The 23602-nt window shown below is 34.9% G+C and carries 28 protein-coding genes; all 28 read left to right on the top strand.

The features are described 5' to 3' along the window. The first annotated feature begins 4 nt into the window (after positions 1-4). Positions 5-544: a hypoxanthine phosphoribosyltransferase gene (gene hpt / locus LF845_RS06005; protein ID WP_242820101.1), complete on the top strand. Its 540-nt coding sequence runs from the start codon at positions 5-7 to the stop codon at positions 542-544. 8 nt (positions 545-552) lie between these two features. Then, complete coding sequence (gene ftsH, locus LF845_RS06000) at positions 553-2388, top strand: ATP-dependent zinc metalloprotease FtsH (RefSeq protein ID WP_242820100.1); 1836 nt, start codon at positions 553-555, stop codon at positions 2386-2388. Next, entirely contained in the window at positions 2372-3559 is a 1188-nt protein-coding gene (gene folP, locus LF845_RS05995) for a dihydropteroate synthase (RefSeq protein WP_242820099.1), read from the top strand. The genes ftsH and folP overlap by 17 nt, the downstream gene beginning before the upstream one ends. Beyond that, positions 3552-4337 carry a diadenylate cyclase CdaA gene (gene cdaA, locus LF845_RS05990; protein ID WP_242820098.1) on the top strand — a complete coding sequence of 262 codons (786 nt, stop codon included), beginning with the start codon at positions 3552-3554 and terminating at the stop codon, positions 4335-4337. Before folP ends, cdaA begins: the two co-directional genes overlap by 8 nt. Then, entirely contained in the window at positions 4330-5232 is a 903-nt protein-coding gene (locus tag LF845_RS05985; RefSeq protein ID WP_242820097.1) for a CdaR family protein, read from the top strand. Before cdaA ends, LF845_RS05985 begins: the two co-directional genes overlap by 8 nt. Continuing rightward, positions 5229-6581, top strand: coding sequence for a phosphoglucosamine mutase (gene glmM, locus LF845_RS05980; RefSeq protein ID WP_242820096.1), 1353 nt, complete (start codon positions 5229-5231; stop codon positions 6579-6581). Before LF845_RS05985 ends, glmM begins: the two co-directional genes overlap by 4 nt. Positions 6582-6605: 24 nt before the next feature. After that, positions 6606-7331: a pyridoxine 5'-phosphate synthase gene (locus LF845_RS05975; protein WP_242820095.1), complete on the top strand. Its 726-nt coding sequence runs from the start codon at positions 6606-6608 to the stop codon at positions 7329-7331. After that, the gene (gene acpS / locus LF845_RS05970; RefSeq protein WP_242820094.1) at positions 7325-7672 is read left to right on the top strand and encodes a holo-ACP synthase; all 348 of its coding nucleotides are present in this window, start codon (positions 7325-7327) and stop codon (positions 7670-7672) included. The genes LF845_RS05975 and acpS overlap by 7 nt, the downstream gene beginning before the upstream one ends. An 11-nt stretch (positions 7673-7683) precedes the next feature. After that, complete coding sequence (gene kdsB / locus LF845_RS05965; RefSeq protein WP_242820093.1) at positions 7684-8409, top strand: 3-deoxy-manno-octulosonate cytidylyltransferase; 726 nt, start codon at positions 7684-7686, stop codon at positions 8407-8409. 15 nt (positions 8410-8424) lie between these two features. Beyond that, entirely contained in the window at positions 8425-10050 is a 1626-nt protein-coding gene (locus tag LF845_RS05960) for a CTP synthase (protein WP_242820092.1), read from the top strand. Further along, positions 10047-10829, top strand: a complete 783-nt coding sequence (gene kdsA / locus LF845_RS05955; RefSeq protein WP_242820091.1) for a 3-deoxy-8-phosphooctulonate synthase — start codon at positions 10047-10049, stop codon at positions 10827-10829. The genes LF845_RS05960 and kdsA overlap by 4 nt, the downstream gene beginning before the upstream one ends. After that, a complete protein-coding gene (locus LF845_RS05950; RefSeq protein ID WP_242820090.1) occupies positions 10808-11770 on the top strand; it encodes a KpsF/GutQ family sugar-phosphate isomerase in 963 nt (320 codons plus the stop codon). Before kdsA ends, LF845_RS05950 begins: the two co-directional genes overlap by 22 nt. Next, positions 11767-12267 (top strand): KdsC family phosphatase, encoded by a 501-nt coding sequence (locus tag LF845_RS05945; protein WP_242820089.1) that lies wholly within the window; start codon positions 11767-11769, stop codon positions 12265-12267. The genes LF845_RS05950 and LF845_RS05945 overlap by 4 nt, the downstream gene beginning before the upstream one ends. A 20-nt stretch (positions 12268-12287) precedes the next feature. Beyond that, a complete protein-coding gene (locus LF845_RS05940; protein WP_242820088.1) occupies positions 12288-12755 on the top strand; it encodes a hypothetical protein in 468 nt (155 codons plus the stop codon). Continuing rightward, on the top strand, positions 12745-13218 hold the full coding sequence (locus tag LF845_RS05935; protein ID WP_242820087.1) for an LptA/OstA family protein: 474 nt from the start codon (positions 12745-12747) through the stop codon (positions 13216-13218). Before LF845_RS05940 ends, LF845_RS05935 begins: the two co-directional genes overlap by 11 nt. Then, positions 13202-13924, top strand: a complete 723-nt coding sequence (gene lptB / locus LF845_RS05930; protein WP_242820086.1) for an LPS export ABC transporter ATP-binding protein — start codon at positions 13202-13204, stop codon at positions 13922-13924. Before LF845_RS05935 ends, lptB begins: the two co-directional genes overlap by 17 nt. Continuing rightward, the gene (gene rpoN / locus LF845_RS05925; RefSeq protein WP_242820085.1) at positions 13921-15315 is read left to right on the top strand and encodes an RNA polymerase factor sigma-54; all 1395 of its coding nucleotides are present in this window, start codon (positions 13921-13923) and stop codon (positions 15313-15315) included. Before lptB ends, rpoN begins: the two co-directional genes overlap by 4 nt. 1 nt (position 15316) lies before the next feature. After that, complete coding sequence (hpf, locus tag LF845_RS05920; protein ID WP_242820084.1) at positions 15317-15847, top strand: ribosome hibernation-promoting factor, HPF/YfiA family; 531 nt, start codon at positions 15317-15319, stop codon at positions 15845-15847. A gap of 11 nt (positions 15848-15858) precedes the next feature. Then, positions 15859-16320, top strand: coding sequence for a PTS sugar transporter subunit IIA (locus LF845_RS05915; RefSeq protein WP_242820083.1), 462 nt, complete (start codon positions 15859-15861; stop codon positions 16318-16320). Continuing rightward, positions 16320-17297 carry an HPr(Ser) kinase/phosphatase gene (hprK, locus tag LF845_RS05910; protein WP_242820082.1) on the top strand — a complete coding sequence of 326 codons (978 nt, stop codon included), beginning with the start codon at positions 16320-16322 and terminating at the stop codon, positions 17295-17297. The genes LF845_RS05915 and hprK overlap by 1 nt, the downstream gene beginning before the upstream one ends. Beyond that, positions 17298-18149: an RNase adapter RapZ gene (gene rapZ / locus LF845_RS05905; RefSeq protein WP_242820081.1), complete on the top strand. Its 852-nt coding sequence runs from the start codon at positions 17298-17300 to the stop codon at positions 18147-18149. It abuts the gene before it with no gap. Between the two features lies 1 nt (position 18150). Further along, positions 18151-18549 (top strand): PTS sugar transporter subunit IIA, encoded by a 399-nt coding sequence (locus tag LF845_RS05900; protein WP_242820080.1) that lies wholly within the window; start codon positions 18151-18153, stop codon positions 18547-18549. Then, positions 18546-19037, top strand: a complete 492-nt coding sequence (locus tag LF845_RS05895; protein ID WP_242820079.1) for a PTS sugar transporter subunit IIB — start codon at positions 18546-18548, stop codon at positions 19035-19037. Before LF845_RS05900 ends, LF845_RS05895 begins: the two co-directional genes overlap by 4 nt. Then, entirely contained in the window at positions 19030-19683 is a 654-nt protein-coding gene (locus LF845_RS05890) for a PTS sugar transporter subunit IIC (RefSeq protein WP_242820078.1), read from the top strand. The genes LF845_RS05895 and LF845_RS05890 overlap by 8 nt, the downstream gene beginning before the upstream one ends. Beyond that, positions 19680-20378 (top strand): PTS system mannose/fructose/sorbose family transporter subunit IID, encoded by a 699-nt coding sequence (locus tag LF845_RS05885; protein WP_242820077.1) that lies wholly within the window; start codon positions 19680-19682, stop codon positions 20376-20378. Before LF845_RS05890 ends, LF845_RS05885 begins: the two co-directional genes overlap by 4 nt. A 2-nt stretch (positions 20379-20380) precedes the next feature. Further along, the gene (locus tag LF845_RS05880; protein ID WP_242820076.1) at positions 20381-20668 is read left to right on the top strand and encodes an HPr family phosphocarrier protein; all 288 of its coding nucleotides are present in this window, start codon (positions 20381-20383) and stop codon (positions 20666-20668) included. Continuing rightward, a complete protein-coding gene (gene ptsP, locus LF845_RS05875) occupies positions 20665-22407 on the top strand; it encodes a phosphoenolpyruvate--protein phosphotransferase (protein WP_242820075.1) in 1743 nt (580 codons plus the stop codon). Before LF845_RS05880 ends, ptsP begins: the two co-directional genes overlap by 4 nt. A gap of 29 nt (positions 22408-22436) precedes the next feature. After that, positions 22437-23602, top strand: a 1166-nt coding sequence (locus tag LF845_RS05870) for a hypothetical protein (RefSeq protein ID WP_242820074.1), incomplete at its 3' end; no start/stop codon positions are given.

Genomic DNA, 23602 nt, shown 5'->3' with positions numbered 1-23602 from the left:
GTGTATGGACAAGCATGTTTTGGAACCTTTTATAAAAAAGGAAGATATAGCAGTTAAGGTAAAGGAGTTAGGTGAGAAAATTACCAGAGACTTTAAGGGTGAGAAGGTGTTACTTGTTGGTGTATTGAAAGGTGCCTGGATGTTTCTTAGTGATTTGTCTAAGAATATAGATCTCGATGTTGAAATTAGTTTTATAAGTGTTTCAAGCTACGTAGGGGAGAAGACTACCACAAGTGGTGTTGTTCGTTTAATGTGTGATATAGACAGACCGCTTGAGGGTAAAAATTTGATTTTAGTGGAAGATATTGTTGATACAGGTTTGACCTTAAATTACTTGAAAAAGCTTCTGTCGGTAAGAAAACCAAAATCTATCAGTATTTGTACTCTTTTGGATAAACCGTCAAGAAGGGTAGCTCCGATTAATCCGGATTATTCTGCTTTTGAAATACCGGATGAATTTGTTGTAGGCTATGGGCTTGATTTTAATAACAGATATAGAAATTTGCCTGAAATATACAAATTAATTATTAGTGAAGATAATTAGGAGGAATAATGAAGAACAATTTTTATAAAAACATTTCTTTATGGTTTGTAATAGCATTACTAATGGTAGTAATGTTTAATTTTTTTGATGCAGGCCAAGGGGTAAGACAAAAAATATCTTATTCGGATTTTATTAATAAAGTAGCTACTGACCAGGTGCAGACAGTCCTTATAAAAGATAAGCTTATAACAGGGACATTTCAAAATGGCGAACAATTTGAAACATTTGCTCCAGATGATAACGAACTTGTCAAAATGTTGAGAGAGCATAATGTTCAAATATTTGTCAAGCCACCTGAACAAAACCCTTGGTATTTACAGATTTTGATTTCATGGCTTCCGATGATTCTTCTGATAGGAATATGGATTTTCTTTATGAGGCAGATGCAGGGAGGAAGCGGAAAAGCGTTTAGTTTTGGCAAAAGTAAGGCTAAACTTTTAACTCAGGATCAACATAAAGTTACTTTCAAAGATGTTGCAGGGGTTGAAGAGGCTAAAGAAGAGCTTGAAGAGATAATAGAGTTTTTAAAAGATCCTCACAAATTCCAAAAGTTGGGTGGAAAGATTCCAAAAGGTGTCCTTTTAGTTGGCCCTCCGGGGACAGGTAAAACACTTCTTGCAAAAGCGGTAGCAGGGGAGGCTGGTGTTCCCTTTTTTACGATAAGTGGTTCTGATTTCGTTGAAATGTTTGTCGGTGTTGGAGCTTCAAGGGTAAGAGATTTATTCGAACAAGGTAAAAAGAATGCTCCATGTATAATTTTTATAGATGAAATTGATGCGGTAGGTAGACATAGAGGTGCAGGACTTGGCGGAGGCCATGATGAAAGAGAGCAGACATTGAATCAGCTTCTTGTTGAAATGGATGGTTTTGAGTCGGCTGAAGGGGTAATTCTCATAGCAGCTACTAACAGGCCTGACGTGTTAGACCCTGCTCTTTTAAGGCCAGGAAGATTTGACAGACAAGTAGTAGTTCCAAGGCCAGACTTTAAGGGTAGATTTGAAATATTAAAAGTTCATGCTTCTAAGACACCGCTGGCAGATGATGTTGATTTGGAAGTAATAGCAAAAGGGACGCCGGGATTTGCAGGTGCTGAGCTTGCAAACCTTGTAAATGAAGCAGCGCTCCTTGCGGCAAGAAAAAATAAAGATAAAGTTGGTATGGCAGAATTTGAAGAGGCCAAAGACAAGGTAATGATGGGGAAAGAGAGAAGGAGTATGGTTATCTCCGAGGAGGAGAAGGAGAATACTGCTTATCATGAGGCTGGTCATGCCATTGTAGCAAAATTTATCCCTGGCAGTGACCCTGTTCACAAGGTGAGTATTATTCCAAGAGGTATGGCGCTTGGTGTTACCCAGCAATTGCCTAAGGATGATAAATATATGTATACAAAAGAATATCTTGAGGGAAGGTTGGCTGTATTGATGGGTGGCAGAGCAGCTGAAGTATTGATTTTTAATAGATATACGACAGGTGCAGCGAATGATATAGAAAGGGCTACGGATATAGCAAGGAATATGGTTTGTTCTTGGGGTATGAGTGAAAAGTTGGGGCCACTTGCTTTCGGAAAGAAGGATGAAGCGATATTTTTAGGAAAAGAATTGTCAACTCACAAAAATTTTAGTGAAAAGACTGCAGTAATGATAGATGAAGAGGTAAAAGCTATTGTAACAACAAGCTATAGAAGAGCTTATAAGATTTTGGAAGAACATTTGGATGTGCTTCATGCTGTATCTAAGTTGTTGTTGGCAAAAGAGACTATTGATGGCAAAGATATTGATTTAATTATAAATGGTGCTGAAGTTAGCGAAGAAGTTGAAAAGAAGGAAGATGTTACAGCAGATTAGTCCAGAGAAAGACAGGCTGATATATGAAATTAAAAAGATAGGTGCTGACCCATATGCCCTGAAGATGTGGGAAAAAGGGGTCAATATCAATATAAAGCTTAAAAATATAAGCTATGCTCAGGCAAATATTATTAAGCAAGAAGCAATTGCAAGTGGTATTGATGCTGTAGTATCCAGAGGCACAGTATCAGGGGCAAAAGAGAAGACAGATATTTTAATTTTGGGAAACATAAATGGAGTAGCAAGGCTTGTAAATCGGCTTAAGCTTCAGCCTTTCGGTTTGGAAAAATTGGCAGAAGATATTATTTATTTTATGTCTGAAAATAGGAAAAATTATTTTTTGGCAAGAGATAAAAAGATTGAATTATCAAAGACTGTTGTTATGGGTATATTAAATGCCACTCCTGACTCTTTTAGTGACGGAGGGGAGTATCTTTCAAAGGAAAGGATTGATGAGCGGCTTACATTTTTAAACAAGTATTCGGATATTATAGATATCGGCGGTGAGTCGACAAGGCCTGGAGCTGTTGAGATTACTGATAGTGAGGAGAAAGACAGAATTTCTTACCCACTTGAAAGGGCATTGGAGCTGACTGATAGGGTAATCTCTGTTGATACTACAAAATCAAAGGTTGCAGAATATGCTCTTAATAAAGGGGCTCACTTGATAAATGATATCAGCGGACTTACATTTGATGCTGATATGGCAAGAGTTTGTGCTGATTTTGGAGCTGCTGTCTGTATTATGCATATCAAAGGGAGACCAAAAGATATGCAAGAAAATACTGACTATGTAAATATGCTTGAAGAGATAAAATACTTTTTGTATGACCGTATAGATTACGCTTTAAAAATGGGAATCGACGAGAATAAAATAATAATTGATCCGGGTATAGGTTTTGGGAAATCATTGGAAGATAATTATGTTATAATTAAATATCTTAGTGAGTTTGAAAAGCTTGGCTTCCCTTTGTTGATTGGCTTGTCAAGAAAATCTTTGATAGGTAAGGTAGATGGAAGTAGGGCTGGCGAAAGGGATTTGACATCTAAGGCACTTGAGGCAATTAGTGTTGTAAATGGTGCAGATATTATTAGGACGCATGACGTGGAGAGCTTGAGCAAAATACTTACTGTTGTCGATTTTTATAAAAAGGTGAATATTAATGGTTGAAATATTAAAATCGTTCTCCATTGTTGATGTTATAGATATCGCAATAATCAGCTTTATTATTTATAAAGCTCTTATCCTCATTAAAGGGACGAGAGCCTTCAACATGATATTCGGGATTGTTGTAATAATCATTTTATCACTTATTTCAAAATATGTGGGACTAAAGACAACCAGCTGGGTAATGAGCAATCTTTCTGGTTACCTGTTTTTGACGATTATTGTGCTGTTTCAACCTGAAATAAGAAGAGCTTTGGCATTTATAGGCGATACAAAGGTTTTTGGTACAGGTGTGGTAAGTTATGAAAAAATTATTGATGAAATTACAAAAGCAGCAACCATACTTGCAAACAGGCAGATAGGTGCTTTAATTGTTTTGGAAAATGAGACAAAGCTGGAGCACTACATTCAGGCAGGTACGCTTATAGATTCTTTGGTTACAAAGGATTTGCTTGTGAGCATATTTATTCCGTATTCTCCGCTGCATGATGGTGCCGTTATTATCTCGGAAGGGAAGCTAAAATTTGCTGGTTCCATTTTACCTTTAACCAAGAAAGAGAATATTGATAAAAAGTTTGGTACAAGACACAGGGCAGCCCTTGGCATTACCGAGGAAACCGATGCTATATGTATTGTGGTCAGTGAAGAAAGAGGTACTATTTCATTGACTTACAAGGGTAAAATTTCAAGTGAGCTTGATGCAGAATTGCTGAAATCTTCATTATTTGATATTGTAAATATGTATAAAAGTAATAGTAAAAAAGGGAAAGTAAGTGACTAATAATCTTTTACTTAAAATTACAAGTGTTATTTTGGCTATCGGTCTATGGTTTTTTATAGCCACTTCAGATTATACGGAGGTAAGTTTTACTGTACCTATAAAGATAGAAAATCTTGACAGTAGCCTGGTAGCCATAAATAAAACAGGTCTTGTAAATGTTGTTTTAAGGGGGCCTAACTTTTCACTTAAGAATATGTCATACAACGATATAAAAATAAGTATTGATGCGTCAAACTTCAATGTGGGTGAGATAAAATACAGAATAAAGCTTAGCGAAGTCAAAGTGCCGGCTGGGATAATTGTTGTAGAAATTGTGCCTTCTGAAGCCGTTTTCTTGGTAGACGAAGTAATTACCAAGAGTGTAAAAGTTAACCCTACTTTTATAGGTGAGCCTTTAAAAGGGTACAAGGTGTCGAGTGTTAATATGATTCCTGACTCAGTTAAATTGCAGGGTGCTAAGAGAATATTATCGAAACTTGATTTTGTTGACACACTGCCCATTAATTTGTCTTCAAGATATGAGACTTTAATTTATAGTGTCGGATTGAAGTTGCCTGACGGTGTTAGTGTCGTTGAAAATACGCAGATTGATGCGATAGTAAAGTTTTCCGAAGATATTGTGGAATATAGTTTCAATGATTTTGTTATAAATTTCAGAGGAGCTAATCCTGACTTTAAGTATGAAATTATTGACAAGGAGATAAATGTAAAACTTAAAGGCAGATCTGACAGACTAAATTCAGACAATGCAAAAAAACTTTTAGAGCTATATGTGGATGTTTCTAAGGTAGATAAGCCGGGGAAATATCTTTTAAAGGTAGATAAGCTTTTAAAAGATGACATAGAGGTAGTATCTATTAATCCTGATAAAGTAAGAGTAAAGGTGGATAGATGAGAAAGTATTTTGGAACTGATGGTGTAAGAGGAAAAGCTAACGTTTTTCCAATGACTGCTGAATTTGCATTAAAGCTTGGGATGGCAGCGGCAAAAGTATTTAAAAATGGCAGTAAAAAACATAAAATCGTCATCGGTAAAGATACAAGAATATCAGGGTATATGTTTGAAAATGCAATAGTGTCGGGTATTTGTTCAATGGGTGTGGATGCAATAATTGTCGGTGTTTTACCTACCCCGGCAATTGCATTTATTACAAGAAGCTTAAGAGCGGATGCCGGTGTAGTGATATCTGCTTCTCACAATCCGTATTATGATAACGGGATAAAATTTTTCTCATCAGAAGGATATAAGCTTCCAGATGATTTGGAATTTAAATTAGAGCAGCTTTTGGATGAGAATCTTGAATGTGCAAGTTCTGAGGATGTGGGGAAAGCTTACAGAATAGAAACCGCTATTGGCAGGTATGTGGAATATGCCAAAGCATCGTTTGATAAAAGATATGATTTGAAAGGCCTGAAAATTGTACTTGATTGTGCAAATGGAGCTGCTTATAAGGTTGCTCCAATGGCAATCAGTGAATTGGGGGCGGATGTTGTAGTTATAAATGACAGACCAAGCGGTAAGAATATTAACGAAAATTGTGGTGCTGTTTACCCTGAGCAGCTTTGTCAGACAGTTAAAGATGTGAAAGCGGATGTGGGTATATCTTTTGACGGAGATGCGGATAGAGTAATTTTTTGCGATGAAAATGGCGAACTTGTTGATGGAGATTTTATTCTTGGTATTTGTGCAAAGGATATGAAAGCTGAAGGAATTCTTAATAAAAACACTTTGGTTGCAACGGTAATGAGTAATATCGGTTTTGAAAACTCCCTTAAAAGAGAAGGGATTAATGTATTAAGAAGTCAGGTAGGGGATAGATATGTTCTGGAGGACATGATTAAAGGTGGTTATAATTTAGGTGGTGAACAATCGGGGCATATTATTTTCTCAGATTATAATACTACTGGGGATGGTCTGATAAGTGCTTTGCAGTTATTAAAAATTTTGGTTAAAACAGGTAAACCTTTAAGTGAACTGAAATCGTTTATATCTTTATACCCACAGGTATTAAAAAATGTTGAGGTACCGTATAAAAGACCTTTGAATGAAATGACAAAAACGGTGCAAAAAATTAGATCCATTGAAGAAAAATTGGAAGGGCAGGGTCGCATATTTGTAAGATATTCAGGGACTGAGAATAAACTCAGAGTCATGGCTGAAGGTGAAGATGAAAAAATAATAACAGCTTATTGTGACGAAGTTATACAGATTGCTTTAGATGAAATTAATAAGAATGATAAATAAAAATGAAATTTTCAGGAGGCAGAGTTGGTTAAGCTTGGAGTTAATATTGATCATGTAGCTACTGTTAGACAAGCAAGGAGAATCAATGAGCCTGATCCTGTTTATGCGGTAACGTTGGCTGAGCTTGGCGGAGCTGATGGTATTACAATTCATTTGAGGGAAGACAGACGTCATATTCAAGATAGGGATGTCTATCTTATTAAGGAAGTTGCAAAGACAAGGCTTAATCTTGAAATGGCTTGTGTAAATGAAATTATTGAAGTTGCTCTTGATGTCAAACCTGACATGTGTACACTTGTCCCTGAAAAAAGGGAAGAGGTGACTACTGAAGGTGGGCTTGATGTGATTCAAAATTTTGATTTAGTTGCTTCTACAGTAAAAAGATTATCAGAAGCAGGTATTGAGGTAAGTATTTTTATTGACCCTGATACAAAACAGATAGACAAAGCTTTTGAAACAGGGGCAAAGGTTATTGAGCTGCATACCGGTAGATATGCCGATACAAAGGGTGAAGAGCAGAAAATGGAGCTTAAACGTTTGAAGGTTGCAGCTGCACATGCCATAGATAAAGGGTTTAAAGTTAGTGCAGGTCATGGTTTAAATTATATCAATGTGAGAGATATTGTTAAAATTCCTATGCTTTATGAAGTCAATATCGGGCATTCTATAATAGGCAGAAGTATTTTTGTAGGTCTAAAAGAGGCTGTCAGCCAAATGAAAAGTATTATAAATAGCACGTTAAAATGTTAGGCTGCGATATAATAGAGCTAAGCAGAATCAGGAAAAGTTATGAAACTTATGGAGATAAGTTTGTCAGGCGGATACTTTCCAAAGAAGAGCTTGAAATTTTTTTAAAAAGAAGTAATAAGGTTGAGTTTTTGGCCGGGAGATTTTCAGCTAAGGAAGCCATTTCAAAAGCTCTTAAAACGGGCATTAGAGGTAATCTATCTTTTGGAGGTATTTCTATTTTGCCTGATGAGTTTGGTGCTTTAAAGATTTATATAAACGGCGAGCTTAAGGAAAATATACAAGTGAGTATATCACACTGTAAAGAATACGCTATGTCAGTTAGTATGATAAAAAATGTTTAAGAAGGAAGATTATGAGTGCAGTTATTATCCCCGCAAGATTTGCTTCTGAAAGGCTGCCGGGAAAGCCTTTAAAGAAGATTGATGGTATTCCTATGATAGTGAGGGTTGCCACCGAATGTATGAAGAGTAAGGCAGATAGGGTCATAGTAGTTACTGATAGCAAAGAAATTCTTGAAGTATGTGAAAAAGTTGAAGGTTTAGAAGTTACGATGAGTAGTCCGGATATAAAATCAGGAACTGACAGGGTGGCAAAAGCTGCAAAGTATTTAAATGATGAAATAATTATTAATGTTCAGGGGGATGAGCCATTTATACCGTATGAACTTATTAACACCCTTATTGATGATTTACAGTCCAATAAAGATGTATTAATGAATACAGCTTGTACAAAAATTGATGGTTTAGAGGCTGAGAATCCCAATGTAGTAAAGGTAGTGTTTGATGAAGAGATGAATGCGATATATTTTTCCAGGGCAAAAATCCCTTACAATAGAGATAAAAAGGCATGTGATTACTATAAACATATTGGCATTTACGGTTTTAAAAGGGGGTTTTTACTTAAATATGTTGATATGCCGCAGACAAGGTTGGAAAATATTGAAAAATTAGAGCAGTTAAGGGCACTTGAAAACGGTTTTAAGATAAAAGTATTGCAAACAAATTATAAACCGATTTCTGTTGATACGGAAGACGACCTTAGGTTGGCTGAAGAGTATATAAAAAATAAAAATAAATAAATTTAAGGTGAATTAATGGCTAAATTTATATTTGTTACAGGCGGGGTTTTATCCTCATTGGGAAAAGGTATTACAGCTGCATCAATAGGAACATTGCTTGAAGCAAGAGGCTACAAAGTTATAATCAAAAAATTTGATCCGTATCTAAACCTTGATCCTGGTACGATGAGCCCCTTTCAGCACGGAGAGGTATATGTTACTGATGATGGTGCAGAAACCGACCTTGACCTTGGTCACTATGAAAGATTTCTAAATTCGAGTACTACCAGAGATTGTAATGTTACAGCTGGGAAAATATACTACAAGGTCTTGGAAAAGGAGAGGAAAGGGGATTATCTCGGTGGAACGGTTCAGGTAATTCCTCATATAACCGATGAGGTAAAAAACAGCATATACAGTCTTTCAGAAGAATATGACATTGTTATTGTGGAAATAGGTGGTACTGTAGGTGATATTGAGAGCTTACCTTTCTTGGAAGCTATCAGACAGATTAGGTTTGATCTGGACGAAAACGACGTATTGTATCTTCATGTTACCCTTGTCCCATACATTAAGAGTGCAGGGGAGCTTAAAACAAAGCCTACTCAACATTCTGTAAAAGAGTTAAGAGAGATAGGTATTCAGCCGGACATGCTTGTTTGCAGGTCAGAGTATCCACTTGATGATAGTATTAGGAAAAAAATAGGCTTGTTTTGCAACGTATCAAAAAATGCAGTTATAAATGCTATAGATGCTTCGACAATATATCAAGTACCGCTATTGATGAACAAAGAAGGTGCAGGCAGATTTATTCTAAACAAACTTGGTTTAGAAGAGAGAGAGCTTGATTTGTCTGTGTGGGAAGAGATTGTTTACAGGATTAAAAACCCTGAAGACACGGTAACTATCGGTGTGGTTGGAAAATATGTAGGTTTAAAAGATGCTTATATTAGTTTGACGGAATCATTAATTCATGGTGGAATAGATAATAAAGTAAAAGTTAATATTAAATGGATTGATGCTGAAGATTTGGAAACACAAAATCCTGATAAGTTTTTGGATGATGTCGACGGTATTTTGGTGCCGGGTGGATTTGGTGAGAGAGGTGTTGAAGGTAAAATTAGAGCTGTTAATTTTGCAAGAAACAAAGATATCCCATTTTTTGGTATCTGCCTCGGTATGCAGTGTGCAGTGATTGAGTTTGCAAGGAATGTTTTGAAATATGATGATGCACACAGTACAGAGTTTAACCCTAAGACCGAGCATCCGGTTATAGATTATATGGAAGAGCAGAAAAAGATTAAAAAGCTTGGCGGTACAATGAGGTTGGGTGCCTATGAATGTAAGTTGACTGAGGGTACAAGAGCTTACAGTGCATATAAAGAGGAGACAATTTTTGAAAGGCACAGACATAGACTGGAGTTTAATAACAAATTTAGAGATGAGTTGGTTAAAGCCGGTTTAATCATTTCGGGGGTTAATCCAGAAAGAGACTTGGTTGAAATTATAGAGCTTAAGTCTCACAGGTGGTTTGTCGGTTGTCAGTTTCACCCTGAATTTAAGTCAAAGCCTACAAAACCACACCCACTTTTTAGCGGATTTATAAATGCTGCTTACAAGTTTAGTCAGGATAAAAGTAGTATTCAGGAGAGTGAAAAGTGATTTTGCTTGCCGGTCCGTGTGTCCTTGAAAGTGAGGAAATAGTATTTAATACGTGTGAATTTTTGTCGAGAATTGCAAAAGCAAGAGGCTATGACTTTTACTTTAAGTCTTCCTATGATAAGGCAAATAGAAGTTCCGTAAAATCTTATCGAGGCCCAGGCATCAAGGCTGGTGTGGAATTTCTAAAGAAGGTAAAAGAAAAGTATAAAGTTAAAATAGTCACTGATATACATACCCCAACTGAAGCTTTTATAGCCGGTGAAGTGGCAGATATGATTCAAATCCCTGCATTTTTATGCAGGCAGACTGATATGCTTAAGGCAGCTGCTGAAACAGGTAGAATTGTTAATGTAAAAAAAGGGCAGTTTCTTGCTCCTTGGGATATGAAAAATGTTGTTGAAAAATTAAGATATTATAATGCAAAAGATATCATACTTACTGAAAGGGGTACCACTTTTGGTTATAACAATCTTGTTATAGACTTTAGATCATTTAAGATTATGAAAGAGTTAGGTGTTAAAGTGGTTTTTGATGCTACTCACTCTGTTCAGTTACCCGGCGGGGCGGGAGAATCTTCGTCTGGCCAGAGGGAGTTTGTCCCTTATCTTTCAAGAGCTGCTGCAGCTTTTGGTGTAGATGGGTTTTTTATGGAAGTTCACCCAAAGCCTGAGACTGCGCTTTGTGACGGACCAAACATGATTGATTTTAAGACCACTGAAAATATTTTGGATGATATAGATGCGATAGGGAGCTTAAATTGGAAATCATCGAGTCTGTAAAGAAAACATTAAAAGTTGAGGCTGACTCTATTTACGATGTTTATAATAGGGTTGGTAAGGAATATGAAGTTGCTGTTGATTTGATGTTAAACTGTAAAGGTAAAGTAGTTGTGACAGGTATGGGGAAATCAGGGCAGGTAGGCAAAAAAATCGCTGCTACACTTTCCTCTACCGGCACGCCTGCTGTTTTTTTACACCCTGCAGAAGGTGTCCATGGTGACCTTGGAATTATACGCTCGGAAGATGTTGTGGTGGCTATTTCAAATAGCGGAGAAACGGAGGAGATTATTGCACTTTTACCGGTTATTAGAAGGTTTGGCGTGAAGATTATTTCAATTGTTGGGAGATTAAACTCTACTCTTGCCGAAAGGAGTGATTGCGTAATTGATGCAAGTGTCCAAAAAGAGGCTTGCCCTTTGAATCTTGCTCCTACCGCAAGCACTACAGTTGCTCTTGCAATAGGGGATGCTTTGGCTGTAGCCCTTCTTGAAAGAAAAGGGTTTAAAGAAGAGGATTTTGCTGTTTTTCACCCATCAGGCTCTTTGGGGAAAAAACTTTTAACAAGGGTAGAAGACCTTTATCATAAAGGTGACCTTGTGCCTATAGTCGAAATAGGGACAAAGGTTGCCGATGCTGTGTATATTATTAGTAGTAAAGGGTTTGGCTGTGCTGCCATCGTAGATAAAAATAAAATCGTTGTGGGGATTATTACTGACGGTGACTTAAGGCGTGGTATGCAAAAATATACAGATGTATTTGAAAGAAAAGTTGAAGAGCTTGGCTCTAACTCCCCTAAATTGATCACCAAAAATGAGCTTGCTGCCAAAGCATTGAAGATAATGGAAGAAAATTCTATTACCTCTTTATTGATTGTGGATGAAAATAAAAAAATTGATGGAATAATTCACTTGCATGACTTGTTAAGGGCAAAAATAGTATGATTAAGCTGTTGGTGTTAGATGTTGATGGTGTATTAACTGATGGAAAGATTATTTATAATGAGAGTGGAGCTGAAACAAAAAATTTTCACGTAAGGGATGGCCTTGGGATTAAAATGGCTCAAAAGGCCGGTATTGTTATAGCAATTATTTCGGGAAGAAAATCAAAAGTAACTGAGCTTCGAGCAAATGAATTAGAGATCAAGCATATTTTTACAGGGGTGGATAATAAACTTGCTTGCCTTAAGCAATTATGTGAGGAATTAAAAATTAATTTAACGGATGAAGTAGCATTTATAGGTGATGACATTAACGACTTAAGTATCTTAAAAGAATGTGCATTTTCAGGTACAGTTGATGATGCACCGGAGTATGTTAAAGAAAATGTTCACTTTATTTCAAAATTTAGTGGTGGAAATGGTGCTGTCAGGGATTTTATTGAAGCGATTTTAATGAGAAATGGGCAGTGGGAAAATATATTCAAATCTTATTTGGCTTAATTGCCATTATCCTGATTTTGGTGTTTAACAGGGAGGAAAAAGTCCCGTTACCGAAGGTTGAAAAAAATACCTTACTTTTGAAGAAAATGACTTTGAAAGAAAATATTGGTGATGACGGCTTTTATGAGCTTACTACTGATAAAGCCTATGTATATGATAATTATAAAATTATAGATATGGATAACTGTTCTGTAATTTTCCAGGACAGAGGGAATACCTTAAAAGCCAAATCTTTAAAATGTAAAATTTATAACAATGTAAAGCTTGAAATGTTTAATAAGATTAAAGGTAATTTTAACGAATACTCTTTTGCAAGTGGAGATGAAGGTTATTTTGTATATTTTTTTGATAATGAGACCGGCTTTGCAAATGGCAACTTGCAAATAAGTTCAAATACTTCTAAAGTATATTCAGAAAGCGTGTATTTTAATAAGCAACTAAATACGGTAGAGTTTAAAGGGGCTGTTGAGGTAGAGTATGAATATTAGAATTATATTGGCACTTTTAATGATTTTTGTTGGAGTATCTTTTGGCGCTGACAAGCCTTCTGTTAAAGTAGAATCTGATTCACTTGTTTTTTCAGGTGATAGTAATATTTCCGTATTTAAAGGGAATGTTGTTGCTCACTATGAAGATATCGTAATAAAATCTGACAATATGACTGTATTTTTTAAAAAAGATAAAAAAGTTGATAGAATATTAAGTGAGGGGAATGTTCAGGTAACTAAAGGGGACTTGTATTCATTATCCGAATATGCGGAAATAAATGTTGACTTAGATAATGCTGTTTTAAGGAAAAATGTAAAAGTATGGCAGGGGCAAAATTATTTAGAAGGGGATGAAGTCATAATCTACAATAAAGAGAATAGAGTTATTGTAAATAAAGGGGATAACTCGAGAGTTAAAATTATATTTTTTCCTGAGAGTGAGGATAATGGAACTAAGAACTAATGAGTTGATAAAAAGATATAAAGATAGAAATGTTGTTGACGGGGTGAGTCTTAAAGTTAGGGAAGGTGAGATTGTCGGCTTGCTTGGTCCGAATGGAGCGGGGAAAACTACCACTTTTTATATGGTAGTGGGTATTGTACGCCCTGATTCCGGAGATGTTTATTTGGATGACAAAAAAATTACAAATTTACCGATACATGAAAGGGCAAAATATGGGATAGGTTATCTTCCTCAAGAGGCTTCCATTTTTAGAAAGTTAACTGTTGAAGAGAATATTTTATCCGCACTTCAGATAATAAAATATCCAAAAAATTCTATAAAAGAGCGGTGTAATGAACTTATTGACGAATTTGGGCTTGAAAAGGTTAGGAAATCTTACGGTTATGCACTCAGCGGGGGTGAAAGGAGAAGGGTTGAAATAGCCAGATGTCTGGCGGTCAATCCTAAATATATTTTACTTGATGAGCCATTTGCCGGTATTGACCCTATTTCGGTTACCGATATACAAAATATGGTTTTTACTCTTAAGAAGAGAGGGATAGGAGTGCTAATTACAGACCACAATGTCAGAGAGACATTGAAAATTACTGACAGAAGTTATATCGTATTTGAAGGGAAAGTGTTGGCAGAAGGGGATAAAGAGCATATAATCAACCATCGGGAAGTTGTAAACAGATATTTAGGCGAGGGGTTTACTTTGCAATGAATAAAATGAAAATAAATCTGGAGACAAAATTAGGGCAAAAGCTTCTGATTACCCCCCAGATGAAACAATCATTAAAAATCTTGCAAATGCCATATATGGAGCTAATTACCGAATTGAATAATGTGTTGGAAGAAAACCCTGTCCTTGAAGAAGTTGAAGTGCAAGAGGTTAAGGAAGATAAAAATACAGATGAGTTTTTAAGGGAGTTGCAAAAGGTTGACTGGCAGGATTATTTTAGTGATATTTCAGAAAGTTTGTCTTATGTTCCAGATGATGAAGATTCTGTCAATTTTGACAAATTCATAGGGAAGAAAGAAAATCTGTACGAGCATTTACTTTTTCAGTTGAATATTTTAGGACTGGATGATTATTTACTTGATATAGGCAAATACATAATTGGCAATATTGATGAAAATGGATATCTTACGATTTCCGTAAGTGAGATAGTTAGTTATTTTAACGGTGATGAAGAAAGTGTATTGAAAGTTTTGTCTTTGATTAGAGAATTTGACCCTTCCGGGGTTGGCAGTGTTAGTTTAGTGGAATGTTTACTAAAGCAATTGGAGCACATGGGGGTTGACCCTATTGATATTGAAATAGCTGAAATTATCCTGAAAGAATGCTATGAGGAGATTGCTTTTGGCAATCATAAAATGGTTGCAGAAAAGTTGGGGCTTAGTGAAGAGTATGTTGGAGAAATTATTGATTTTATAAAAAGGACTGACCCTAAACCGGGGCTTAAATTTTCTTCTGAAGGAAAGTTTGTAGTGCCTGATGTTTATATTTTAGAAAAGGACGGTAAATATGAAGCTGTTTTAAATGAAGATGAAGTGCCGGCTATAAAGCTAAACAGCTATTATATAAAAATGCTTAAAGGGGACACTCTTGACTCTACTTCAAGAGAGTTTATTGAAGATAAGGTAAAAAACGCTATCTGGTTTATAAAAAGCATGAATCAGAGGAAAAAGGCAATATTAAAGGTCGTAGAGGCTCTTATAAAACATCAAAAGGATTTTTTGGATAAAGGGTTAAAGTTTATAAAGCCGTTAAAGTTGAAAGATATCGCTCATGAAACGGGGCTTCATGAATCAACTGTAAGTAGAGTTACATCAAATAAATATGCGATGTGCAAATACGGTGTTATTGAACTTAAATCATTTTTTATGAAAGGGCTTTCTGGACACGACGGAAGCGAGATAAGTGTTTCTAAAATAAAAGATTTGATAAATGATTTGATAGAACAAGAACCCAAAGACGAGCCTTACTCTGACCAGAAAATTGTGGAAATTTTGTCAAAAAAAGGTATAAAGATTGCTAGAAGGACTGTAGCAAAGTATAGGGATGAGCTAAATATCCCAGGTACATCAGTGAGAAAAAAAATGAGGAGGTAGTATGAATATTCAGATTACAGTAAAAAATGTCGAGCTTACGGATGCTATTAGAAGTTATGTTGAAAAAAAAGTTTCAAAAGTAAAGAAGTATTTTGACCAGGTGGTTGATGTACATGTTGTGTTGGATGTTCAAAAGAATGTTCACATGGCTGAAATTCTAGTTAATGCTAAAGGAGTATTTTTAAAAGGTATCGAGAAGTCAGAAGATTTATATGCTTCAATAGATTTGGCTATCGATAAAATAGAAAGACAGCTTGTTAAGTATAAAGAGAAGCTGAAGTCTAAAAAACTCATTGATAAAAAGTTTGAAGTACCTTTGAAGTTGGACGTTTATGAAAGTGAAAGCTTCGATGATAAACCTGTTTCAATTATTACAAAAGAGATACCTGTTAAGCCTATGGATATTGAAGAGGCTGTTATGCAAATGGATTTGTTGAATAAAAATTTCTTTGTTTTCAGAAATGCCAAAAACTCTGAAGTTAATGTTGTTTACAGAAGGGATGACGGAAATATAGGCTTAATTCAGCCATAGGTGAAGGATTGATGGTGATATCAGAAATAGTAGAAAAAAATGATATAATTTTTCTTGATGGTGATTTTACAAAAGATGATATTTTTAAAAAATTTTCGGAGATTTTTGTAGAAAGAGGGAAAATTAAGAATTTTGATGAAGTTTATAACTCTTTGCTTGAAAGGGAAAAATTAGGAAGTACTGCCGTGGGGGAAGAGATTGCTATCCCCCACGCAAAGTTTAAGGATATTGACAACACATGTATAGTCATTTCCATATCTAAAAATGGTATTTTATTTGATGCTCCCGATAAGCTGCCTGTGAAAGTTTTTTTCGTAGTTTTGTCACCTGAATCAAATATAGCCGGGCACTTAAAAACATTGGCAAAAATATCAAGACTTGCAAAACTGACTGATTTTAAAAATAGGGCTGTTAATGCCACAAATGCTGAAGAAGTATTGAAAATATTGGTCGAAGAGGAAAGTAAAGTGTAATGGAAAAGGTCCCAGTTTCTGAATTATTGCTTCCGGAAGCCAAAGATTTGGAGCTTAAATTAATTTACGGCAAAAAAAGTATCCACTCCAAATTACTTACAAATTACCGAATCCAGAAACCGGGGCTTGCACTGGCGGGTTATACCGATCATATTCATTCTGGTAGAGTTCAAATACTTGGTAATACAGAGATATCATATCTTTCAGGGTTGTCTGAAAGTGTGGCATTAAATAATCTCAGAAAATTGTGTGAAAAAGATATAGCGTGTTTTGTAGTTACGAAAAATCTTAGAATTCCTCATATATTAATTGAAATAGTTAAAGAATTTGAAATCCCTTTGTTTCGTACAAGGCTATTAAGCTCAATGGCTATTTCCGGGATATCTTCATATCTTGAGGACAGACTTGCACCTGAGATAATTGTCCATGGTGTGTTGATGGATGTTCATGGGATTGGTGTTTTGGTTATAGGGAGAAGTGGAATAGGAAAAAGTGAGTGTGCACTTGAGCTTATTAAGAGGGGGCACAGGCTTATAGCAGACGATGCTGTTCATATTAGCAGAAAGCAGGATTACCTTGTTGGGACAAGTAATGACCTCTTAAAATATAATTTAGAGGTCAGAGGGCTTGGGATATTAAATGTAAAAGATATGTATGGTGTCAATGCCATTAGACTTCGTAAAAGGGTTGAGCTTGTGGTTAATTTTATAGATTGGAAGCAGGACGAATATTATGATAGAACTGGGCTTGATGAACAAAGGTATGATATTTTGGGCTTGAAATTACCATTAATTACTTTACCTGTTTCACCTGGAAGAAATATGGCTGTAATTGTAGAGGCTGCAGCCAAAAAACATTTGCTTAAGTATATGGGATATGATGCGGCAAAGGAGTTTGAAGAGAAGCTGCTTAAAAAAATAGAGAGTAACAGAAAAGTTGAAATCAAAAAGGTAATGAGGACTCAGGGGGTTGAGTAATTGTATAATTTATCGCTTGTTATTTTGACCGGTTGTTCCGGTGCCGGGAAATCTACAGCAGCAAAGGCATTGGAAGACTTAGGCTATTATACAATAGATAATTTGCCGCTTTTTATTATGGACAAATTTGTGCAGGTGCTTTTTGATTTCAATGTTGAGGTGCAAAAGATTGCCCTTGTGCTTGATTCAAGGAGTAAGGACATTAAAAAAGTCGGCGAAATTATATCTATTCTAAAATCAAAGTATGCGGCAGATGTCATATTTCTTGATGCAGATGAAGATTCTTTGATAAAGAGGTATAAAGAAACCAGGCGGACTCACCCTATGGGGGAAGACCTTGTGGCCTCGATTAGAAAAGAAAAAGATATGCTAAAGGATATAAAAGAGATAGCTGATATTGTTATTGATACTTCAGATATGAATGTGCACGAGTTGTCCAGACAGATTGAAAGCTATTTCATTGACTCATCAAACTCAATGTATATTACAGTGCAATCATTCGGTTTTAAGTATGGTGTTCCACCTGAATCGGATATAGTTTTGGATGTGAGATTTCTTAAAAATCCTCATTTTGAGGAACATTTGAGAGGGAAGACAGGTTTGGATGATGAAGTCTTTAGTTATGTATTTTCAGATAAAAGGACAAAGGAGTTTTTGAGGAAAATAAAACCTCTTTTAACCTTTCTAATCCCTAATTTTATTCAAGAAGGGAAAAAATTTTTGACAGTATCTTTTGGTTGCACAGGTGGAAAACACAGGTCAGTTGCAATTGCAAAATTTATTGGTGATTATATATTTAGAAAAACATCGCAGAAAGTTTATGTAAAACACAGAGATATAAACAGGAGCTGAAATGATTGGGATAATTATTTTAACTCACGGCTCACTTGGCGTGGAGTTATTGAAGACAGCAGAGATGATAATCGGTAAGCAGGACAAAGTAGACATTTTATCTGTTCAGAGCGGGTCATCACTTAGTGAACTTGCTACAAGGTTGGACTCACTTAAAGAGAAATATCAAAATGATGGTCTTTTAATCCTAACGGATATGTTTGGGGGTAGCCCTTCAAATATTGCCATGGCATATCTGGATGACAAAAATGTAGAAGTTGTTACAGGTGTGAATTTACCAATGATAATAAAGGCTTTCAGTATTAGAAAAGATGTTGCATCCCCACAGGAGCTTGCAAAATTTGCATCTAATACAGCAAAAGATAGTATTATCATTGCGGGAGAATTATTAAAAAAATGAGTATTGGGAAGATTATTTTCAGAGTAGATGACAGATTAATACATGGCCAGGTAATAGAAGGGTGGGTTAAGTATCTGAAACTTAAAGATTTAGTTCTGTTAAATGACCGAATTGCCGGTGACCCTTTGCAAAAGATGATTTACTCAAGTATTGTTCCACCCGAGTGTACTTTGAATATTTTAAATAAAAGTAACTTTACGGCTGATTTTTTATATAAATTAACTAATAAGACAATGATATTGGTAGAGTCGGTGAAAGACTTGTACGAATTGAAAAATATATTGACCGCCGATTATTATATAAATGTAGGTTGTGTAGCATCAAGAGAACATAAAATTGAGATAACGGATACCGTATTTTTAGATTTGAATGAAATAAAAATGCTCAGCGAATTAAGGGAACTATATGATATACATATAAAAAAATTACCTTGGGAAACTGAGGTAGAGATTAAAAACTTTCTGTACCTTTTGGAGGAAAATGGCTAAGTGGGCATTTATAATATTTTTTTCAGGGCTTATTTCTGCTGATAGAAGTACTGCCCTTCATATGATGTTTTCGCGCCCTTTGATTGTTTCTCTGGTCGTGGGGCTTCTTACTTCCCATTTATACTTGTGCCTTTTATGCGGAATAATGATTGAAATTTATGGAAGTGTTGATGTGCCTGTTGGCACTAAAATACCAAAAGATGATACTTTTATGGCATATATTATGTCTTTGCTTATAGGTTTTGAGGCTTTAACCACTCCGACTGATTTTATATTGGCAGCATTTTTGGCAATTCTATTTGTTTATCCGGTTACTTTTTTGGAATATTCATTGAGAAAAATTAATATGGCAATGTATGAGTCTTTTATGAAAAAGAATTTGTTAGACCCTAAAAGACTTATAGTCAGAAGCTTTTTGTTATCATTTTTGAAAGGGGTTATAATTTATAATGCTGTATTTATGTTAGTTTTTTTTATGTTAAATCAGTTGGAACTTGATTTGAGGATTTTTGGGGAAACCAATCAGTATTTTCTGATAATGATTATATTTTTAGCTGGCTATCTTATTAGGTTTTTATCTTTTAAAAGCGTATACAAATATTTGGTTTTTGTCGCTGGAGCGATAATTGGGTGGTTTGTAATATGAAAAAGGGGCTAATATTGCTTAAAAGTTTATTCTTTACTGCTAATCAAAATATTACAAATATGCAGGGGACAGGTTATAAGTATCTTGTTGATGAGATTTCAAATAAAAATAAGATAAATATAGATAATGAAACTTTAAGAAATCAGCTTGGTTATTTCAATTCGCACCCATTTATGATTAATTTTATTATTGGGATGTGGTTTAAGGAGTATCTTAACAAAGGTGATCCTGACTATTTTAAAAAGGTTTATGGTTCAGCTTTGGCTGCTCTTGGTGACAGCTTTTTCTGGCATACACTTAGACCTTTGTCTTTCGTATTAAGTGCAATTCTTGCCATATATGAGCCTGTTGTTGGCCTTATTTTTTATTTTGTTTTCTTTAATATTTTTCATATCTTTTTCTTATGGATAGGTTTTGATGCCGGTTTTAAACTTGGTAAAGAGGTGATAAGTTGGTTTAATTATATAAAGTTTAATAGTTGGTCTAAATATGGGGACCTTATTGCTGTTTTTGGATTTGGAATTTTGCTTTCTATGCTGATTAAAATAAATATAGGTTTTAATGTAGATTTGCTAAGTTTGGTCAGTTTTTTCGCTGTACTTGGATTTTTGTTTGCTAAAAGGCTTGATGTGTCTTTGGCATTTATAGTTGCACTGATTTTATTGTTACTAATAGTTTATGTAAGGGGTATGTAGTTATGAATAATTCTGTTGATATTAAATCTCAAACCGTTCAAATTGTTAATGAGCTTGGGCTTCATGCGAGAGCAGCTGCAAGTTTTGTAAAAGTTGCAGGCAAATATCCGTGTGAGGTGAAAGTTGAAAAGGATGGAATGGAAGTTAATGGGAAAAGTATTATGGGGGTAATGATGCTTGCTGCGCCAAAAGGCTCATTTATCAAAATAAATGTAAGCGGAGAAGGTGCAGAAGAAGCGTTGGCTGATTTAGTAACACTGATAAATAACAAATTTGGTGAAGAGAGATGATTACTTTAAATGGGATTAAAATCTCTGATGGTGTAGTTATTGGTAGAGCGTATATATTTGATAAACGGACGATTAATATAAAAAAGAGAAACATTAAAGAGTTTGAGGTCGAAAATGAAGTACAGAAATTAAAAAATGCTGTCAGTGAAACGGAAAAGTATATGGTTGCCATAAAAGAGATGTCCGAAAATGATTTTTCAAGCAGCCATAAATTTATTTTTGATGTTTATATGATGCTTTTAAAAGATGAGGCTCTTATTGGAGAAACAGAAAAGTATATAAGGGAGCATCTTGTTAATGCCGAATACGCTTTAAGTGTTGTTTCCGGCAATCTTATGAAAATGTTTGGTAAGTCTAATGACGAATATCTGAAAGAACGTAAAAATGATATAAAACATATAGTAAAAAAATTACTTAACTTTATGGTAGACAAGGGGTATCAGTATGCATGCGATATAAACAGAGATTTAATAGTAATTGCGCATGATTTATCCCCTTATGAAGCAGCCCATCTTTTTAAACAAAATGTAAAAGGCTTTGCCCTTGATATGGGGAGCAAGGTATCTCATACATCTATAATTATAAGAGCTCTTGGTGTGCCTGCAGTGGTAGGTATCGAGAATGCTACCTATAGTATTTCTGACGGTGACACAGTAATTATTGATGGCATAAATGGACAGGTAATTGTAGACCCTGATGATGAAACTTTGAGGAAATATAGGGAAAAAGAGGAGAGATATTTAAATTTTGTATCGGCTTTAAATAAATTTAAGGAAAGTGATGTTTATACAAAGGACGGAGTAGGAATTAATCTACTTGCCAATGTGGAAATTAATGATGAAATACCCCTGGCATTAGAATATGGGTCTCAAGGGGTAGGGCTTTACAGGACTGAATTTTTTTACCTTGAAAAGGGGGATTTGCCTGAAGATGAGCAATTTAAAATTTTAAAGGAGGCTGTAGAATTAATTCAAGGAAAACAACTTACAGTGCGTACTTTTGACTTGGGAGGAGAGAAATTATCAAACCTTTTGCCTCATCCAGATGAAAGTAATCCGGCAATGGGGTTGAGAGCGATACGTTATTCCTTGAGATTTAAAGAATTCTTTAAAAAACAGATGAGAGCTATATTGAGGGCTTCGGCCTTTGGGGATGTGAGGATAATGTTTCCAATGATTTCGGGGCTTGAAGAGATTGATAAGGCTAAAAAGCTCCTTGAAGAATCCAAAGAAGAATTAAAAAGAGAAAACATTGAATTTAATGAAAATATAAAAATAGGTATCATGGTAGAGCTTCCATCTATTGCCCTTATATCCGATTTGGCTGCGCAGGAGGTTGATTTTTTTAGTGTGGGCACAAATGACCTGATTCAATATACTCTTGGTATTGATAGAAATAATGAATATGTTGCCTATCTTTACCGTCCGTCTCATCCTGCAGTTTTGACACTTTTGAGGAATATTATTGAAAGTGCAAATAAATTTGAGATAGATGCAACTGTTTGTGGAGAAATGGCAGGGGACCCGATGTATATCCCAATTTTGTTAGGTCTTGGATATACAAATTTAAGCATGAGTCCATCACAGCTGCTAAAAGCCAAATTGTTAATAAGTCAAATAGATACAACCGAATGTAAAAAATTGGTGTCTGAAATGGCTGTGTGTAAATATGCAAGGGTAGCCGAAGAAAAATTAAGCGGCTTTGTAAATCAATTTGCAGGTAATTTGTTTATAAATTAGCTATATGCGAAAAGGATTTTAGCGAGCTGATGAGAATATTTTTTTTAGTATCTTTATTGTTCTTGGTTGGTTGTGCGACTGTAACAGTTGAACGTCAAAATAATACAAAATATAAAATTACCAATATCATGGATTACCAAACAGTTTCTGTTGAAACTCCTGAAGATTTTGAAAAAAAAATACCGCAAAGTAATCTTATTTTAAATTCGGCGGTGCATTTTAAAAAGGGCTTTTATACAAAAAAAATAGCTGAAAACGTTCGTGATTTTGATTTTCAAAAAGGGCTGATAGCGATATTAAAAAATGATAAAATTCAGACTAATTATGAAAATTGCTATGAAATATTATTAAATGAAGCATTTGAAAAAGTTGAAATCAGTGATTTGTTTATTTCTGTGAGAAATGAAAATAGTTTCCAAATTTATGACCTGCAGGCTTGTGGTTTGATATTTTCTTTAAATGCTAAGCAAAAGGGCATTGAGGCTTATGGGGACAAAATATTAGTTTTTGAAAACAGGTATTTTGAAATACTAAATCTGGATAAGTCTGTTTATCTTTCAGGTAATTTATTTAATAGAATATTAAAAGGGCATATTTATAAGGATAAGGTATATTTGATAGATGATAAAAATAATTTTGTAACAGTAAATTTGATTGATAAGACAATGGATGCTTCAAAAAAGTTTGACTTGGAGTATGCAGTTTTTGAGAATGGTAATTTTTATTTACAGCGCGATAACTCACTGTTAAGGATTAATTTGGATAATTTAACTGTTGAAGATAATTTGACAGATGGAAGTTTTATTTCTAAATCGGGAAGTTATATTATTTTAACGGAAACTTTAAAAAATTATTTTAACAGTGATTTTAAAAATATTGAAAAAATAAGATATAAAGATAGTGTGTATTTTGTTTTAATGGGTAAAGAGCTTTACGGTTTTGATTTTGCAAAAGAGATTTTTGAAAAGAGGATTATTTTTGGCAAGTATCAACCTAATGCCTGCTCAAATGGGGAATTTTATAGATTTATTGATGTTAGCGGGGATGAAATTTACATTGACTTAAAAAAGATATCTTTAACTTCAAAAGTAGAAAAATTTATGTGTTATACAGAGTTACAGTATAAAAAAGGTGCTTTTTATTACCCCGATGGGAAAATAGCTTTTCGCTTTGCCGATGTAGTAATTGAAAATGA

Source organism: Deferrivibrio essentukiensis (assembly GCF_020480685.1).
Lineage (GTDB): Bacteria > Chrysiogenota > Deferribacteres > Deferribacterales > Deferrivibrionaceae > Deferrivibrio > Deferrivibrio essentukiensis.
Note: the sequence above shows the minus strand (reverse complement) of the source record. Positions and strands in the feature narration are given on the sequence as shown.